15 protein-coding genes are annotated in these 16961 nt (G+C 69.7%); 4 read left to right on the top strand and 11 right to left on the bottom strand.

Translation table 11 applies throughout. The annotated features are described in order from the left end of the window. Positions 1 to 94 precede the first annotated feature (94 nt). Positions 95 to 3847: a methionine synthase gene (metH, locus tag AC0IY1_RS00820; protein ID WP_471767058.1), complete on the top strand. Its 3753-nt coding sequence runs from the start codon at positions 95 to 97 to the stop codon at positions 3845 to 3847. A gap of 121 nt (positions 3848 to 3968) precedes the next feature. Continuing rightward, positions 3969 to 4448 (top strand): hypothetical protein, encoded by a 480-nt coding sequence (locus AC0IY1_RS00815; RefSeq protein WP_244477177.1) that lies wholly within the window; start codon positions 3969 to 3971, stop codon positions 4446 to 4448. On the opposite strand, the gene AC0IY1_RS00810 is transcribed toward AC0IY1_RS00815, so the two are convergent. Continuing rightward, positions 4445 to 4660, bottom strand: coding sequence for a hypothetical protein (locus tag AC0IY1_RS00810; RefSeq protein WP_055947543.1), 216 nt, complete (start codon positions 4658 to 4660; stop codon positions 4445 to 4447). The genes AC0IY1_RS00815 and AC0IY1_RS00810 overlap by 4 nt on opposite strands. Positions 4661 to 4891: 231 nt before the next feature. Here AC0IY1_RS00810 and AC0IY1_RS00805 point away from each other — a divergent pair, with 231 nt between their 5' ends. Continuing rightward, a complete protein-coding gene (locus AC0IY1_RS00805; protein WP_103708376.1) occupies positions 4892 to 5431 on the top strand; it encodes a formaldehyde-activating enzyme in 540 nt (179 codons plus the stop codon). 63 nt (positions 5432 to 5494) lie between these two features. Here the strand turns inward: AC0IY1_RS00805 and AC0IY1_RS00800 are convergent, their stop codons facing one another. The 3 genes from AC0IY1_RS00800 to AC0IY1_RS00790 form a co-directional block, all read right to left on the bottom strand. Then, a complete protein-coding gene (locus tag AC0IY1_RS00800; RefSeq protein ID WP_471767056.1) occupies positions 5495 to 5950 on the bottom strand; it encodes a hypothetical protein in 456 nt (151 codons plus the stop codon). 29 nt (positions 5951 to 5979) lie between these two features. Then, the gene (locus AC0IY1_RS00795) at positions 5980 to 6966 is read right to left on the bottom strand and encodes a sensor histidine kinase (RefSeq protein ID WP_055947549.1); all 987 of its coding nucleotides are present in this window, start codon (positions 6964 to 6966) and stop codon (positions 5980 to 5982) included. 136 nt (positions 6967 to 7102) lie between these two features. After that, positions 7103 to 10501: an error-prone DNA polymerase gene (locus AC0IY1_RS00790; protein ID WP_471767055.1), complete on the bottom strand. Its 3399-nt coding sequence runs from the start codon at positions 10499 to 10501 to the stop codon at positions 7103 to 7105. A 160-nt stretch (positions 10502 to 10661) separates the two neighbouring features. Between AC0IY1_RS00790 and AC0IY1_RS00785 the strand changes: the two genes are divergently transcribed. Further along, positions 10662 to 11618, top strand: a complete 957-nt coding sequence (locus tag AC0IY1_RS00785) for a D-2-hydroxyacid dehydrogenase family protein (RefSeq protein ID WP_471767054.1) — start codon at positions 10662 to 10664, stop codon at positions 11616 to 11618. 18 nt (positions 11619 to 11636) lie between these two features. Here the strand turns inward: AC0IY1_RS00785 and nudC are convergent, their stop codons facing one another. The 7 genes from nudC to AC0IY1_RS00750 form a co-directional block, all read right to left on the bottom strand. Further along, positions 11637 to 12542, bottom strand: a complete 906-nt coding sequence (gene nudC, locus AC0IY1_RS00780; protein WP_471767053.1) for an NAD(+) diphosphatase — start codon at positions 12540 to 12542, stop codon at positions 11637 to 11639. A 4-nt stretch (positions 12543 to 12546) separates the two neighbouring features. Beyond that, entirely contained in the window at positions 12547 to 12963 is a 417-nt protein-coding gene (locus AC0IY1_RS00775; protein WP_471767051.1) for an HIT domain-containing protein, read from the bottom strand. A 49-nt stretch (positions 12964 to 13012) separates the two neighbouring features. Next, the gene (locus AC0IY1_RS00770; RefSeq protein WP_471767050.1) at positions 13013 to 13792 is read right to left on the bottom strand and encodes a molybdopterin-dependent oxidoreductase; all 780 of its coding nucleotides are present in this window, start codon (positions 13790 to 13792) and stop codon (positions 13013 to 13015) included. Then, positions 13792 to 14424 carry a cytochrome b/b6 domain-containing protein gene (locus tag AC0IY1_RS00765; protein ID WP_471767390.1) on the bottom strand — a complete coding sequence of 211 codons (633 nt, stop codon included), beginning with the start codon at positions 14422 to 14424 and terminating at the stop codon, positions 13792 to 13794. Before AC0IY1_RS00765 ends, AC0IY1_RS00770 begins: the two co-directional genes overlap by 1 nt. 75 nt (positions 14425 to 14499) lie before the next feature. Then, the gene (locus AC0IY1_RS00760; protein WP_055947567.1) at positions 14500 to 15099 is read right to left on the bottom strand and encodes a hypothetical protein; all 600 of its coding nucleotides are present in this window, start codon (positions 15097 to 15099) and stop codon (positions 14500 to 14502) included. 96 nt (positions 15100 to 15195) lie between these two features. Beyond that, positions 15196 to 15795: a hypothetical protein gene (locus tag AC0IY1_RS00755; protein WP_471767049.1), complete on the bottom strand. Its 600-nt coding sequence runs from the start codon at positions 15793 to 15795 to the stop codon at positions 15196 to 15198. A gap of 94 nt (positions 15796 to 15889) precedes the next feature. Then, a complete protein-coding gene (locus AC0IY1_RS00750; protein WP_471767048.1) occupies positions 15890 to 16747 on the bottom strand; it encodes a universal stress protein in 858 nt (285 codons plus the stop codon). Positions 16748 to 16961: the final 214 nt, after the last annotated feature.

Below are 16961 nucleotides of genomic sequence, written 5' to 3'. Positions count from 1 at the left end.
CACGCCTATCCTGTCGAACTTCACTGTCCGGGCCCGTCGCGGTTCCGGGTTCCGGGTGCCGCGCCGCGGTCCCGGAACGACGCGTGAGAACCCCATGACCGACCTGCGCCCCGTCGACGGAAAAGAGATCGAAGCCGCCCTGCGCCAGCGCGCGGGCGAGAAAATCCTCGTCCTCGACGGGGCGATGGGGACCGTAATCCAGCGCCTGGGCTACGGCGAGGCGGACTTTCGCGGCAACCGCTTCGGCGAGCATGCGCACGACCAGAAGGGCAACAACGACCTCCTGATCCTGACGCAACCCGACGCGATCCGGCAGATCCACCTCGACTACTTCCTGGCCGGGGCCGACGTCTGCGAGACCAACACCTTCTCGGGCACGACGATCGCCCAGGCCGATTACGGCATGGAAACGATCATCCACGAGTTGAACGCGGAGGGCGCGCGCCTCGCCCGCGAGGCGGCCCAGCTCGCCGAGGCGCAGGACGGCCGCCGCCGCTTCGTGGCCGGCGCCATCGGTCCGACGAACCGCACCCTGTCGATCTCGCCGGACGTCAACAACCCCGGCTACCGGGCCGTGACCTTCGATCAGGTCAAGCAGGCCTACGAGGAGCAGGTGCGTGGCCTGATGGATGGCGGCGCCGAGCTCATCCTGATCGAGACCATCTTCGACACGCTGAACGCCAAGGCCGCGGTCGCCGCCGCCTGGGCGGTGTTCGAGGAGCGGGGCATGGCCCTGCCGATCATGATCTCGGGGACGATCACCGACCTATCCGGCCGCACCCTCTCGGGCCAGACCCCGGAGGCGTTCTGGAATGCGCTCCGCCACGCCAGCCCGCTCACGATCGGGTTGAACTGCGCCCTGGGCGCCAAGGAGATGCGCGGCCACATCTCGGAGCTGTCGCGCATCGCCGACACCCTGGTCTGCGCCTACCCGAATGCCGGCCTGCCCAATGAGTTCGGCCTCTACGACGAGAGCCCCGAGGCCATGGGCAAGCTGGTGGGCGAGTTCGCCACTGCCGGCCTCGTCAACATGGTCGGCGGCTGCTGCGGCACGACGCCGGACCACATCCGTGCCATCGCGCAGGCCGTCGCGGGTGTGAAGCCGCGCGCGATCCCGCAAGTGCCGCGCCTGATGCGCCTGTCGGGCCTGGAACCCTTCACGCTGACGAAGGAGATCCCCTTCGTGAACGTGGGCGAGCGCACCAACGTCACCGGCTCGGCCAAGTTCAGGAAGCTCATCACCGCTGGCGACTACGCCGCCGCCCTCGATGTCGCCCGCGACCAGGTCGCGGCGGGGGCCAGCATTATCGACGTCAACATGGACGAGGGCCTGCTCGATTCCGAGAAGGCGATGGTCGAGTTCCTCAACCTCGTCGCCGCCGAGCCCGACATCGCCCGCGTACCGGTGATGATCGATTCCTCGAAGTTCCACGTCATCGAAGCCGGGCTCAAGTGCGTCCAGGGCAAGGCGATCGTGAACTCCATCTCCATGAAGGAGGGCGTCGAGAAGTTCATCGCCGACGCCCGGGTGTGCCGTTCCTACGGCGCGGCCGTGGTGGTGATGGCCTTCGACGAGCAGGGCCAGGCCGATACGCTGGAGCGCAAGGTCGAGATCTGCACCAAGGCCTACCGCGTCCTGACCGAGGAGATCGGCTTCCCGCCGGAAGACATCATCTTCGATCCGAACGTCTTCGCCGTCGCCACCGGCATCGAGGAGCACAACGGCTACGGCGTCGCCTTCATCGATGCGACCAAGACCATCCGCGAGACCCTGCCGCACGCCCACATCTCGGGCGGCATCTCGAATCTCAGCTTCGCCTTCCGGGGCAACGAGCCGGTGCGCGAGGCCATGCACGCGGTGTTCCTGTACCACGCGATCCAGGTCGGCATGGACATGGGCATCGTGAATGCCGGCCAGCTGGCGATCTACGCCGAACTTCCGGCCGAGCTGCGCGAGCTCTGCGAGGACGTCGTCCTCAACCGCCGCGAGGATTCCACCGACCGCCTGCTGGAGGCGGCCGAGCGCTTCAAGTCCGGCGGCGGCGTCCAGGCCAAGACCGCCGACCTGTCCTGGCGCGAGGCGCCCGTGGAGAAGCGCCTGGAGCACGCGCTGGTCAACGGCATCACCGAGTTCGTGGTGGCCGACACCGAGGAGGCGCGCCTGAAATCCGCGCGCCCGCTCCACGTCATCGAGGGGCCGCTGATGGCCGGCATGAACGTGGTCGGGGACCTGTTCGGCTCGGGCAAGATGTTCCTGCCGCAGGTGGTGAAGTCCGCCCGCGTGATGAAGCAGGCGGTCGCCTATCTCGAGCCCTTCATGGAGGCGGAGAAGCTCGCCAATGGCGGTGACGGCAAGCGGCAGGCCGCCGGGAAGATCCTGATGGCGACCGTGAAAGGCGACGTCCACGACATCGGTAAGAACATCGTCGGCGTCGTGCTGGCCTGCAACAACTACGAGATCATCGATCTCGGCGTGATGGTGCCGGCGGCCAAGATCCTCGATGTCGCCAAGCGCGAGAACGTCGACATCGTCGGCCTGTCCGGCCTGATCACCCCGTCGCTGGACGAGATGGTACACGTCGCGGCCGAGATGGAGCGCGAGGGCTTCGACGTGCCGCTGCTCATCGGGGGGGCCACCACGAGCCGCGTCCACACGGCGGTGAAGATCCACCCGTCCTACAACCGCGGCCAGACCGTCTACGTCACCGATGCGAGCCGCGCCGTCGGCGTGGTCTCCAGCCTGCTCTCGAAGGAGACGCGGGAGTCGACCATTGCCAACATCCGCGCCGAGTACCGCAAGGTCTCGGACGCCCACGCCCGCTCCGAGCTCGACAAGCAGCGTCTGCCGCTGGCGAAGGCCCGCGCCAACCCGTTCCGGATCGACTGGTCGGGCTACCAGCCGAAGAAGCCGAGCTTCACCGGCGTGCGGGTCTACAGCTCCTACGAGGTCGCCGACCTGGTGCCCTACATCGACTGGACGCCGTTCCTGCAGACCTACGAGTTCAAGGGCCGCTATCCGGCGATCTTCGAGGACCCGGCGCAGGGGCCGGCGGCGAAAGCCCTCTTCGACGACGCGCAGGAGATGCTGAAGCAGATCGTCGCCGAGCGCTGGTTCAACCCGAAGGCCATCATCGGTTTCTGGCCGGCCAACAGCGTGGGCGACGACATCACGCTGTTCACCGGTGAGAGCCGGTCGGAAAAACTCGCGACCTTCTACGGCCTGCGCCAGCAGCTGACGAAGCGCGACGGGCGCGCCAACACCTGCCTGTCCGACTTCGTCGCGCCGGCCGAGACCGGCATCGCCGATTACGTCGGCGGCTTCGTGGTCACGGCGGGCCTGGAGGAGGTGCGGATCGCCGAGCGCTTCGAGCGGGCCAACGACGATTACCGCTCGATCCTGGTCAAGGCGCTGGCCGACCGCATCGCCGAGGCCCTGGCCGAGCGCATGCACGAGCGGGTTCGCCGCGAGTTCTGGGGCTACGCCGCCGACGAGACCTTCGCGCCGGAAGACCTCGTGCGCGAGGAATATGCCGGCATCCGTCCCGCCCCCGGCTATCCCTCGCAGCCCGACCACACCGAGAAAGTCACGCTGTTCGACCTGCTCAAGGCCGAGCCGCGCATCGGCGTGAAGCTCACCGAGTCCTACGCCATGTGGCCGGGCTCGTCGGTCTCGGGCCTCTACATCGCCCACCCGGAATCGCATTACTTCGGCGTCGCCAAGGTGGAGCGCGACCAGGTCGAGGATTACGCCCTTCGCAAGGGCATGGATCTGCGGGAGGTCGAGCGCTGGCTCGGCCCGATCCTGAACTACGATCCGGCCCGCTACCTCGCGGCCGCCGCCGAGTAGGACTTCAGCGTCGCCGCGTCCCCCGGCGGGGTGGCGGCGACGCGACCGAAACCGCTGGAGTGTGGCCGGGGAAGGCTTGACCGTGGGCGTGCCTGCGCTTCAATGCCTGCCCGGCTCAACCATGGCCCGAGACCAGCTGAAGGGCGCCCCGATCGTGTACCGGCTCACCGGCTCCCTCGTCGCCACCGTTGCGCTCGGGCTCGTCGCCTCGGGCTGCACGGGCTTCGCGTACATCTCCAAGACCTATGTCAGCCTGCCGCCCCAGGTGGTCACGATCGGCTGCAAGGATCCCTACGAGGTCTACGACCAGCGCCGGGTCCGCAAGATGCTGATCGTCTCCAACGCCCTGCGGGAGACCACGGGCTGCGGCCTCGACGATGCGCTCGCCGGCGGCGATCCGGCCCTGACCCGGGTCAAGCGCTTCCGCGAGGCGGCGCGCACCTACCTGAACGAGACGGGGCGCGAGGATTGCCGGGTCCGCGGCGAGACCGTGTTCACCGATCTGCAGACCGAATTCACCTACACCTGCGCGGCGCCGATCGAGCCCCGCGACGCCAAGGTGCAGACCCTGCCGGGCCGCAGCAACCGCGTCGGCCTCTAACGCTCGCCCGAGCCGGAGGCACGCGGAAACGTGCGCTCCATCGCGTCCCCGGAGGCCGCCAGCAGCGCCCGCGCCAGGGTACGGGCCTCCTCCCGGTCGAGGGCAAGGATCGCCGTGACGGGTGCGCCGTTCAGGCCGGGCAGGCCGATCTCGATCCGAACCCCGTCCGGTGCGGCCGCCACCGCGATGCTCCAGTCCCGTTCTCCGCTCATGGGCTTTCCGCCTCTCCGTACCCTCGACCCTCCCGGCCGCCGGCATTCCTGCACTATCACTTCTGCGCAATGGATCCTGCGCAAGTGCCTCTGCATGACCGATCCGATGGCGTGAGGCCAGGGGCCGGAAGATCCGGCCGGCGATTGACGCCGTGCCACCCCCTGGTGTTTGTGCGCCCCGACCCATCCCGGCCCCCGGGGCCCGGCGATCATTCAGGGAAGGAAGACCCCATGTCCGAGATCTGGTTCCGTACCGGCGAGGCGACCGTGCTCGCCGCCGAGGGGCAGTACACCGACGCGATGCCGGAGGTGCTGATCGGCTCCACCCGCGGCCCGGCCGGCCAGGCCTTCGCCGGCATGATGGGGCAGGTTCAGGGCCACACCCGGATGTTCGTGGTGCGCGACCTCAACCAGCTCGTGCGCCCGGCCACGATCATGACGACGAAGGTCACGATCCATACGGCCGAGTATGCCGAATTGCTCGGCGGTGTCGTCCAGGCCGCCACGGGGGACGCCATCATCGACTGCGTGATCGAGGGCGTCCTGCCCAAGGACGGGCTCGACGAGCTCTGCATGATCATCATGATCTGGCTGGACGAGCGCTGCGGATCCGATCCGAACCTCGACCGCAAGGATCTCTACCGCACCAACTACGAGGCGACGAAGCTCGCGATCGGCCGCGCCATGAAGGGCGAGCCCACCATCGACGAGCTCATCGCCAACCGGAAGACGGTGAAGCACTACGCCCTGGAAGACGTGATCGAGTACTGATTCGCCCCAGGGTGCGACGAGGCGCGGATCCGGAGGGATCCGCGCCTTCGAAAATGGAGCCTGCTAGCCCGGTGGGATCCGCCCCACCGAGCACAGGGTGCGGATCGAGCCGCTGGCGTCGGTGTAGCAGCTCGCCGACCAGCCGTTCTGCTGGATGAAGGATTTGCGCCGCTCCCTGAGGGCGGTGGCGTGCGCCGTGGCGATGGCGGCCTGGACCGCGCCGGCGCTCTCGCCGACCACGATCTCGGCCGCCAGGGCGAGGTCGGCGAAGTAGGCGTCCGAGGGTGTGGGGTCGGAGGAGGCCGCTTGCACGATGGGCTCGGCCCGGCAGGTCAGGTCGAGCTTCAGGCCGCCGGGAACCCGCAGGTCGATGCTGGGGCCGGTGCGCCGGCCGACCTTTCCGCCCATGGCACTCGCGATCCGGGCGGCGAGGCCGTCGCACTCGTCGGCCCGTGCGAGGCCGGGTCCGAGCAGGCTCGCGCCGAGGAGGACGGGGAGGAGGGCGCTGCGCAGTCGCATGATCGGGCTGTCCGGGGAGGTGAGCCCCCTCAGGGCGTGAAGGCGAGGCGGACCACCGTGCCGCCCTCGTTGCTGTAGCTGAGCTGTCCGCCGAGCTGTCCCGCGAGGCCCTGCGCGATGCGGAAGCCGAGGCTGCGCGTCGCGTCCGGGTCGAAATCCGCGGGCATGCCGCGCCCGTCATCCGAGATGACGAGCTGCAGGCGCTCCGCATCGAGCCGCTCGAGCTGGATCGTGATGGTGCCCCGCCGCCCGTCCGGGAAGGCATGCTTGAGGGCGTTGGTCACCACCTCGACCACGAGGAGCGACAGGGTGGTGAGCTGGGTGAGGTCGAACCGCAGGGGCGGCGTGTCGACGAGGCAGACGATGTTCTGCGCGCCCGTGGCATCGAGGAGGTCGGTGCAGAGTTCCCTGAGGTACTGCCCCACCGGGCGCTCGATGCTGCTTGGGTCGTACAGGCGCCGATGGATGCGCGAGATCGTCTCCAACCGCACCCGTGCCTCGTCGAGAGCGGTGAGCGCCGCGTTCGGATCGTTGCCGACCTTGCGCTTCTGCAGGGTCAGGAGGGCGGCCACGAACTGCATGTTGTTGGCGACCCGGTGCTGCAGCTCCTGGAACATCGTGCGCTGCTGCTCGTAGAGCCCCGCCGAGACCTGGCGCTCGGTACGCAGCCGCTCGCCCGCCCGATGCATGACGTGGATCAGCGCGATATCGACCGCAACGATGAAGACGTAGAAGCCCAGGGCCAGGGCGGTCGGCCCGTCGATGATGAAGCTGCTGACGGGCGGGATGAAGAAGTACCAGGCGGCGAACCCGCTCAGGGTCGCGCAGGTGATGCCCGGCCGCAGGCCGAAGAAGAAGGTCGTGAGGATCACGGCCGGGAAGAACGTCAGGTAGGGAAAGCCCGGCGGCAGGATGTCGTCCAGGGCGAAGCGCAGGCCGAGGGCGAGGGCCGACGCCGTCAGGGCGGCTCCCTCGCCCAGCCAAGGGCGCGCGCGCAGGCGCTCGGTCGCATGCACGACCTGCCAGCCTCTCCACCAGGGGGCGTGTGTCGATGAGTGGGACAGCGTCGTGGGTCTCGTCGAGGTTTGGAACAGCTCTAGTCTTGGGCGGGCCGTGTGGCCAGCGGGTCGGGCCCGCAGCCGCGATTCAGCCTCAATGAAAATCGCGGCTGCGGTAAATGCGTCGATCCTCCGGGGCGCCGAAATCGGTGGTCTCGGGCGGTAGCCGCAGGCCTCCGGCGCGCAGATCGCGCAAGGCGGACGAGAGATCGCGGAACTGCTCGGCCAGGAGGTGCACCACGAGGCCCTGGCGCTGGACCCGGCCGCGCACCGCCAGGAAGCGGGCGCCCATGGCGGTCGCCCGATGAGCCTCGAACACGTCGCGCCAGACGATGACGTTGGCGATCCCGGTCTCGTCCTCCAGGGTCAGGAACACGGTGCCGCGCGCCGTGCCGGGCCGCTGCCGGGTGAGGACGAGGCCCGCCACGGTGACGCGGGCATTGTTCGCCACGCGGGCCGCGTCGTGGTGGTCGCGGGCGGGGATCGCGCCGATCCGGGCGAGCCGGGTCCGGAAGAACGCCACCGGATGGCCCTTCAGGGAGAGGCCCGTGGCGGCGTAGTCCTCCGCCACGTGCTCCGAGGCCGCCATGGCGGGCAGGGCCACGGCGGGTTCGGCCCGGAACAGACCGTCGTCGGCATGGAAGGCGAAGAGCGGCATCGGCGTGTCGAGGAGATGCGTCCGCCGATCGCCGTCGCTCCGCAGGGCCGCCTTGCGGGCCGAGGTGCCTTCCAGGGTCCGCACTGCCCAGAGGGCGGCCCGGCGGTCGAGGTCGAGGGAGCGGAACGCGTCCGCCTCGGCCAGCCGTTCCAGGGCGTTGCGAGGCAGGGCGAGGGCCGCCTGCAGACCCTCGATGCTGGCATAGCCGTTGCCCCGCAGAGCGACGAGGCGGTGCATGGCGGCCTGCGGCACGCCGCTCACCTGGCGCAGGCCGAGGCGCACGGCGAAGCGCCGCGGGACGCCGGGCGGCGGGGGCTCCAGGGCCGGCTCGAGGGTGCAGTCCCAGGCGCTGGCATTCACGTCGACGCCGCGGACCTCGACCCCGTGGGCGCGGGCGTCGCGCACGAGCTGCGCCGGCTGGTAGAAGCCCATCGGCTGGGAGTTGAGGATGGCGGCGAGGAAGACGTCCGGGTGGCGGCACTTCATCCAGGCGGAGGCGTAGACCAGCAGGGCGAAGCTCGCCGCATGGCTTTCCGGGAAGCCGTAGGTGGAGAAGCCCTCGATCTGCTTGAAGCAGCGCTCGGTGAAGTCGCGCGGGTAGCCGCGTGTGACCATGCCCTCGACGAACTTGGTGCGGAAGTTCACGATCTGGCCGTTGTGCCGGAAGGTGGCCATGGCCCGGCGCAGGCCGTCGGCCTCGTGCGGCTGGAAACCGGCGGCGGTGATCGCGATCTGCATCGCGTGCTCCTGGAACAGGGGCACGCCGTAGGTCCGCCTGAGCACGCTCTCGAGCTCGTCCTGGGGGCCGTGATCGGGATGGGGGGAGGGGTAGCTGACGGGCTCCAGCCCCTGGCGACGGCGCAGATAGGGGTGGACCATGTCGCCCTGGATCGGTCCGGGCCGGACGATCGCCACCTGCACCACGAGATCGTAGAACTCCCGCGGCTTCAGGCGCGGCAGCATCGACATCTGTGCCCGGCTCTCGACCTGGAACACGCCGACGGAATCGGCCTTGGCCAGCATCGCGTAGGTGGCCTCGTCCTCCCGCGGCAGGTCGGCGAGCGTCGGATAATCGTGCCCGTAATCCTGCCGCAGGAAGTCCACGCCCCGGCGCAGGCAGCTCAGCATGCCGAGTGCGAGCACGTCGACCTTCATCAGGCCGAGCACGTCGATGTCGTCCTTGTCCCACTCGATGAAGGTGCGGTCCGCCATGGCGGCGTTGCCCACCGGCACGGTCTCGTCGAGGCGCCCGCGGGTCAGCACGAAGCCGCCCACGTGCTGGGACAGGTGGCGCGGGAAGCCGATCAGTGCGTGGGCGAGTTCCAGCGCCTGCCGGATCGACGCGTTGTCCGGGTCGAGGCCCGCCTGCCGGATATGGGCGTCGGGCAGGTCCTTGCCCCAGGAGCCCCAGACCGTGTCGGCCATCACGCCGGTGATGTCGGGGGGCAACCCCAGGACCTTGCCGACTTCCCGGATGGCGCTGCGCGGACGGTAGTGGATCACCGTGGCGCAGATCGCGGCGCGGTCGCGGCCGTAGCGATCGTAGAGGTATTGGATCACCTCCTCGCGGCGCTCGTGCTCGAAATCCACGTCGATGTCGGGGGGCTCCGCCCGGTTCTCCGAGATGAAGCGGGCGAAGAGCAGGCGGATCTCGGTGGGGTCGACCGCCGTGATGCCGAGGCAGTAGCAAACCACGGAATTGGCCGCCGAGCCGCGCCCCTGGCACAGGATGCCCCGCTTGCGGGCGAACTCGACGATGTCGAACAGGGTGAGGAAGTAGCGCGCGTAGTCCATCTTCTCGATGAGACGCAGCTCCTCCTGGATTGTGTTCACGATTTGTTCGGGAATGCCGTCCGGATAGCGCCATCGGGCCCGCTTCAACACCTGGTCGGTGAGATAGGCCTGTGCGGTGAAGCCCGGCGGCACCGGCTCGTCAGGGTATTCGTAGGTCAGTTCGTCGAGGGAGAAGCTGCAGGTCTCGGCGATCTCGATGGTGCGGGCCAGGGCTTCGGGATGGTCGGCGAAGAGGCGCGCCATCTCGGCCGCGGGCCGCAGGTGGCGCTCCGCATTGGCTTCCAGGCGGTAGCCCGCGGCCGCCAGGGTACAGCCCTCGCGGATGCAGGCGACGATGTCCTGCAGGGACCGCCTGTCCGGGTGGTGGTAGAGCGCGTCCGAGACTGCCACCAGGGGGGCACCCAGGCGCTCGCCCCAGGCGGCCAGGCGACCGAGGCGGCGGCGCTCGTCGCCGCGCCGCCGGTGGCTCCCCGCCAGGGTGACCCGGCCGGGAGCCTGCGCGACCAGGGCCGCGAGCCGGCTCAGGAACGGGTGCATCCCCGCGAGATCCCTTCCCGCGAGATCCCTTCCCGCAAAGTCCTCTCCAGCAAAGTCCTCTCCAGTAAGCTCTTCCCCAGCGAGCTCTTCCGGGGGAATCGCGATCAGCATCTGTCCCGCGCTGGCCGCCAGGAATTCGTCGAAGCCGAAGCGGCACCGGCCCTTCTCGGAACGGCGGTTGCCGAGGGTCAGGAGCCGGCACAGGCGGCCGTAGGCAGCCCGATCCATCGGGTAGGCCACGGCCTCGAAGCCTTCCTCCGTCACGAGGCGTACGCCGGGCAGGAAGCGGATACCGGGTTCGCCGGCGGCGGCTCGCCGCTTCGCCTCCGCATGGCCCCGCACCACGCCCGCCAGGGTGTTGCGGTCGGCGATGCCGATGGCGTGGAGCCCGAGCTCGGCGGCCTGACCCACCATCTCGCCGGGATGCGAGGCTCCGTGCAGGAACGAGAAGTTCGTGGTGACGGCGAGCTCGGCATAGGCGGGCGGTTCGGATGTCGACCCCATCTGGCTCCCGGCTCCGCTGCACCCGTCTGCAGTCGAGAACGAATCGTGATCGTTTCAGATCCCGGGGTGCCGGTTTCGCGGCGGTGAGTCAAAGTCCCGAAGGCCTCTGGCCAAGCTGTTCGGCCTGCGCTAGCCCGGTCCTCCCCAGACAGGATGTCCCATGCTCACCTGCGCGATCCTCGACGATTACCAGGGTGTCGGCCCGACGATGGCGGATTGGTCGGGTTTGGCGGACCGGATCACCCTGCGCGACCTGCGCACCACCTTCGCAACGCGGGACGCGCTCGTCGACGCGATCCAGGATTGCGAGATCGTCGTGATGATGCGCGAGCGCACGCCGTTCCCGGCCGAGCTGTTCGCACGCCTGCCGCGGCTGCAGCTCCTTCTCACCAGCGGGATGCGCAACCTGTCGATCGACCTGGCCGCCGCGCAGGCGCACGGTGTCACGGTCTGCGGCACCGCCAGCCACCCCGAGCCGCCAGTGGAACTGACCTGGGCGCTGATCCTCGGGCTCGCCCGCCACCTCGTGCCGGAGGTTCAGGCCCTGCGGACGGGCGGCCCCTGGCAGGTCAGCGTCGGCAGCGATCTGGCCGGTCGCCATCTCGGCCTCCTCGGTCTCGGCAAGACGGGCGCCCGCGTCGCCCGGATCGGCCAGGCCTTCGGCATGGAGGTCAGCGCCTGGAGCCCCAATCTCACGCGCGAGCGGGCTGCGGCCGAGGGGGTCGCCCTCGCGCCCTCCCTGGAGGCGCTGTTGGCGGCGAGCCACGTCGTCTCGATCCACCTCGTTCTCGGAGAACGCACCCGCGGCCTCGTCGACGACGCGGCGCTGCGCCGGATGCGGCCCGACGCCTTCCTGATCAACACCTCGCGTGCGGCGATCGTGGACGAGGCCGCGCTCCTGGCGGCCCTCGCCGAGAACCGGATCGCCGGTGCCGGCCTCGACGTGTTCGAGACGGAGCCGCTGCCGCCGGACTCCCCTTGGCGCGCCTTGTCCAACGTGCTGGCGACGCCCCATCTCGGCTACGTCACGGAGCGGAACTACCGCACCTACTTCCCCGAGATCGTGGAGGACATCCGGGCCTTCCTCGAAGGAGCGCCGATCCGGGTCCTGGGGTAAGCCGGCCGGGGAGGGACTTCAGGCCCGCCCCTCGACGAAGGCCCGCATCAGCAGGTTGGCGATCGCCAGGGGCGGCGGCGTGGTCAGGCCGTCGGGATGGCGGCCCTCGAGCATCGCCGCGACGGTGTCGCGCGAGAACCATTGCGCGTCGGCGAGTTCCTCCGGATCGAGGGTGATGGCCGCGTCGAGGCTCTCGGCCACGCAGCCGATCATCAGCGAGGACGGGAACGGCCAGGGCTGCGAAGCATGGTAGCGCACCGCGCCGATGGTCAGGCCGACCTCCTCGAAGGTCTCGCGCCGCACGGCGTCCTCGACGGTCTCGCCGGGCTCCAGGAAGCCGGCGAGGCAGGAATACATGCCCTCGTTGAAGCGCGGCGAGCGGCCGAGCAGGCAGGAATCCCCCCGGGTGATCAGCATGATCACCACGGGGTCGGTGCGGGGGAAATGGTGCGTCCCGCAGGCCGTGCATTCGCGGCGATAGCCGCCGGCCGCGAGGGTGGTCGGGTTCCCGCAATGGGCGCAGAAGCCGTGGCGCGCATGCCAGCCGAGCAGGGACTTCGCCGTGGCGAGGAGCCCGAGTTCATGCGGCGCGATCCGCCCCTCGCCCGCGAGGCTGCGCAGATCGTTGGTCCGGAATCCCGGATCGGCATCAAGGCCCTCTGCCAGCTCCGCCGGCACGGCGGCAGCGAAGACCGGGTCGCCGTCGAGGCGCCCGAGATAGAGTGTCAGGCTGCGCGTGCCCGTGCGGGCGGCCGCATCCGGCGCCAGGAGCGCCGTATCACCCACGAGCACGACGCGGTCGCCCGCCAGGACGACGATGCGGGCGCCGGGCGCATCGAGCGCGGGGATCGCGGACGCGCTCTCGGCGGAGTGGCGCACGAGGCGGCTTTGGACGTAGCCGAGCTGGCCCAAGGGATCGGCCATCGCCTCAAGCCGCCGCGAACAGGGCGCCGATGCGCTCGATCATCTGGGCGCGGGCGTGGTGCGGGTAGGGGGTGGCGGTGCCGAGGCCCCAGACCGGCTTCGGCCAGGCCGGATCGGAGCGGAAGCGCCCGATCACGTGCACGTGGAGTTGGGAGACGACGTTGCCGAGCGCCGCGACATTGACCTTGTCGGGCTTGGCCAGGGTCAGCATCACGCCGGTGGCGATCCGCAGCTCGTCCATCAGCGCCTGCGCATCCGCCGGGGCGAGATCTGTGATCTCGCTGGCGCCGGTCCGGCGCGGGACGAGGATCAGCCAGGGAAAGCGGGCATCGTCCATGAGGAGGACGCTGCACAGGGCGAGGTCGCCCACATGCACGGTGTCGGCGGCCAGCTGCGGGTCGAGGGCGAAGTCTGTGCTCATCGCCAGGCGATGTAGAACGGAACCGTGGCCGATGCGAGGGGCGGGGCGCTCAGATCCCGCTGAACCAGTTGTAGCCCTGGTCCTCCCAGTAGCCGCCCGGATAGTCGTTGGTCACGAAGATCGCCGCGATGTGCTTCGGGCTCTTGAAGCCGAGCTTCGTCGGCACCCGGACCCGCAGGGGATAGCCGTACTCGGGCGCGAGGGGCTGGCCGGCGAAGTCGAGGGCCAGGATCGTCTGCGGGTGCAGGGCGCTCGGCATGTCGAGGCTGCCGTAGTAGCGGTCGGCGCACTTGAAGCCGACATACTTGGCGGTGAGGTCGGCGCCGCTCCGCTCCAGGAAGGTCCGCAGCGGCACGCCGCTCCACTGCCCGATCTGGCTCCAGCCCTCGATGCAGATGTGGCGGGTGATCTGGCTCTCCTGCGGCAGGGCCCGCAGCTTTGCCAGGGTCCAGGGCGCCTTGTCGGCGACGAGGCCGGAGACCTCGAGCTTCCAGGTCGCCTCGTCGATCTCCGGAATGTTGTCCGGCGGGTAGAAGGCGTTGAAGCGGAACGGGCTGTCGATCATCGAGGCCGGGTAGGTCGGGGCCAGGGTCGTGGGATCGAACAGCCATTGCTGGACCCGGTCATTGGCCCGCGACATCGCCCAGAGGACGCGGTCCGCCAGGGTGCCGTTGCTGCCGGTGGAGAGGTCGCAGCCGGAGAGCAGGGTCAGGGCACCCAGGGAGAGGCCGCCGCGCAGCACCATCCGGCGCTCCAGGCGCGCGAGGTCGGGGGCGAGGTCGCGGCGCAGGGCCTTGAGGCGGGCGGCGTCGTCGGGATCGCGGGGCATCAGCGAACGGTCTCCTCGGTGACGCGGGCGCGGCCGGTGATCATCGCCAGCAGCGTACTGGGCACGATGGCCACCAGGGCGAGGTGGAGCAGGATGAAGCCTCCCAGGCCCGCCATGGCGGCGAAATGCACACGCCGCGCCCATTCGTAGCCGCCGAACAGGTTCGCCAGGGCCTGCCACTGCACCGGCTTCCACAGGGCACATCCGGAGGCGACCAGGAGGAGGCCGAGCGCGATCGCGACCCCGTAGGCGAGGCGCTGGACCGCGTTGTAACGGCCGATCCGGTGAACGAGGCGGAACCTCAGGGCGGCCCGGGCATCGCGCCAGATCGCGCCCGGGCTCAGGGGCAGGAAGGTGGTGGCGAAGTGGCGGGCGAGGAGGCCGTAGATCAGGTAGGCGAGGCCGTTGAGGGCGAAGAGCCACATGGCGGCGAAGTGCCAGGCCAGGGCGCCGCCGAGCCAGCCGCCGAGAGTCGCCCATTTCGGGAACGCGAAGGGAAAGAGCGGCGAGGCGTTGTAGATCGCCCAGCCGCTGAACAGCATGCAGAACACCGCGACGGCGTTGATCCAGTGAGTGATCCGCACCACGAGCGGGTGAATCACCACGAGGCGCGACGGTGTTTCGGGGACGATCGTCAACGGGACCTCGGGTTCTCGGGACGGGAAACCCGGCCCCGTCCGCTGCGGCGGAGGGGGCCGGGGAGGGGATCACATCGACGGGACGGTGCCGTTGCGGCCGACGATCAGCACGGCGGCGTTGAGTTTGCCGTCGGGGCCCGCCTTGGTGAAGGCCACGACCTTGGCGCCCGGCACCACGATGCTCTTCTCGCCCGGGTCGACGAGGGTCACCGGCACGTCCTCCGGCACCATCACCTTCTTCTCGCCGCCCTGATACTTGACCAGCATCGTCCGGCCCTCGGTGCCGGAGAGGCTGCCGATGGCGCCGTTGGTCATGGTGGAGTTGGAGCCGAGATCCCACGGATAGTGGCCGTCGGCGGTGCCGCGCAGGGAGGAGGCGAACACCGTCACCTGCAGGGCCTTCTGGGTGCCGTCGGGCTGCGGGATCGCGGCGGTGCCGATGTAGCTCTCGGACTTGATGTCGGAGAGCTTGCCGGTGCTGGCGGCCAAGAGCTTGGTGTCGTCCCCGAAGGTGACGGTCTTGGTCTCGCCCATGCGGGGCTTGATCGTGACGGTCGAACCATCGACCGACTCGATGGTGCCGCGGTAGCGCACCACGTCGGCGGCGCGCGCCGGTGCGGTGGCGAGCGCGAGGCCGACGGTGAGGCCGGTGAGCAGCGTCTTCATCATGGCGTTCTCCCTGGGGTGTTGGTGGACGGGCGCGGGGCGCCCGCCCGGCCCGGTTTCCCGGGCGTCTTCCGGCGTTGGGGCCGAGCCCGCCGCCGCTCACATCGGCGGGACGGTGCCGTTCTCGCCCACGATCATCCGGTCGGCCACGGCGACGCCGCCGGCATCCGCCTTGGTGAAGGCCACGATTCGGGCACCCGGCTTGATCTTGCTGGCATCCCCGGGGGCCAGGGCCACGACCGGCACGCCCTCCGGCACGGTGATGGTCTTCTCGCCGCCCTTGTAGGTCACCCGGATCGTCCGGTCGGTGGTCCCCGAGAGGGCGCCCACCGCGCCGTTGGTCATGGTGTTCTCCTTCTCGAGATCCCACGGGTAGTGGCCGTCGCCGGTTCCGCGCATGCTCGGCGCGAACACCGCGACCTCGAGGGCCTTCAGGGTTCCGTCCGGCTGCGGCGTGGCGGCGGTGCCGATGTAGCTGTCGGGCTGAATGTCGCTGATCTTGGCGGCATTGGCGGTGGCGACCCGAACGCCGTCGCCGAGCTTGACCTGCACCGGCGCGCCCATGCGCGGCTTGATGGTGACGCTGGTGCCGTCCACCGCCTCGATCGTGCCTCGGATGCGGACGACGGGGGAGTCGGCCATGGCCGGAAGGCTAAGGGCGAGGCCGGACAGGACGAGGACGAGAGTCAGCGACTTCATGCAGAGGATTCCTGGCAACCGGTTCGAACCGGCCGCCGGGACGGTGCTCCCAATCTTCCGCGCGCGCAAGTCAATTGCGCGCGATGCGGATAGGTCAGTGGGCCATCAGCGTCGGGATCGCCGCATGGGCCAGGAGGTGGCTCGTCGGGCCACCGAAGATCATCTGTCGCAGGCGGCTCTGGGTGTAGGCGCCCTTGATGAGGAGGTCGCACCCGAAGGCTTCAGCCTCGGCGAGGTAGACCTCTCCGGGTGTCCGCCGACCGGCCGAATGAGCGCGGAAATCGGCGCTGATGCCCTCGCAGGCCAGGGCACGCGCCAGTTCCTCGGCCGTCGGGCCCGGGACCGTCCCACCCTCGACGCTGATGACGCGGATCCGCTTGGCCTGCCGCAGGAACGGCATTGCGAAGGCCACCGCGCGGGCCGTCTCGGTCGATCCGTTCCAGGCGATCAGGATCGCCTCGCCGAGGGTGGCGGGGGCGATCGGCGGCGCCAGCAGGATCGGCCGTCCGCTCTCGAACAGGGCGGTCTCGAAGGTGGTCATGCGCGGGGCGCCGTCCTCGGTTCCGGGCCGGCCCACCACGGTGGCGGTGAACAGGCGCGCGTACTGGCCCAGGAAGCCGTCGCCGGCCGGTACGTCGGCCCGCCAGCGGTAGCGCGGGCCGGCGGCCAGGGCCTCCGGGTTGCACGGACCCTCGGCCGCGAGCGGCAGGCTGGCCTGGGTCATGAAGTTGATGAACTGCCGCCCGGCGCGCTCGGCTTCGACCTTGTCGGCCTCCTCGTCACGGAGCCAGGTCATGCCCCCGACCATGTCGACGGGAACGTACTCGGCCAGGGCCGGCCGCAGGGAGACGCCCTCGATGAGGCTGCCGAACCGGCGGGCGGTGAGGATCGCGGTCTCGAAGACCGAGGGCAGAGCGTCATGGGACGCGACGGGAACGAGCAGGGTCTTCATCGGGAGCCTTCCTCGCAACGGCACGATGGGACCAAGCTAGTGCGAAACGCGGTCTTGGAAAACAGGATGGCCGGGCCCGCCCGACGTTTTCCCGAGGTGCTTGGACGAGGTGCTTGGACGAGGTGCTCGGATCGGCACGCCAAGAGGTGCGCCGAAAGCAAATCGAGCAGAAAGCTTGGCCATTTAGAAGATCAGTTTCGTTTGGGTAAAGCTG

Source organism: Methylobacterium sp. AC690 (genome assembly GCF_979256535.1).
This window is presented reverse-complemented; position numbering and strand designations above follow the sequence as displayed.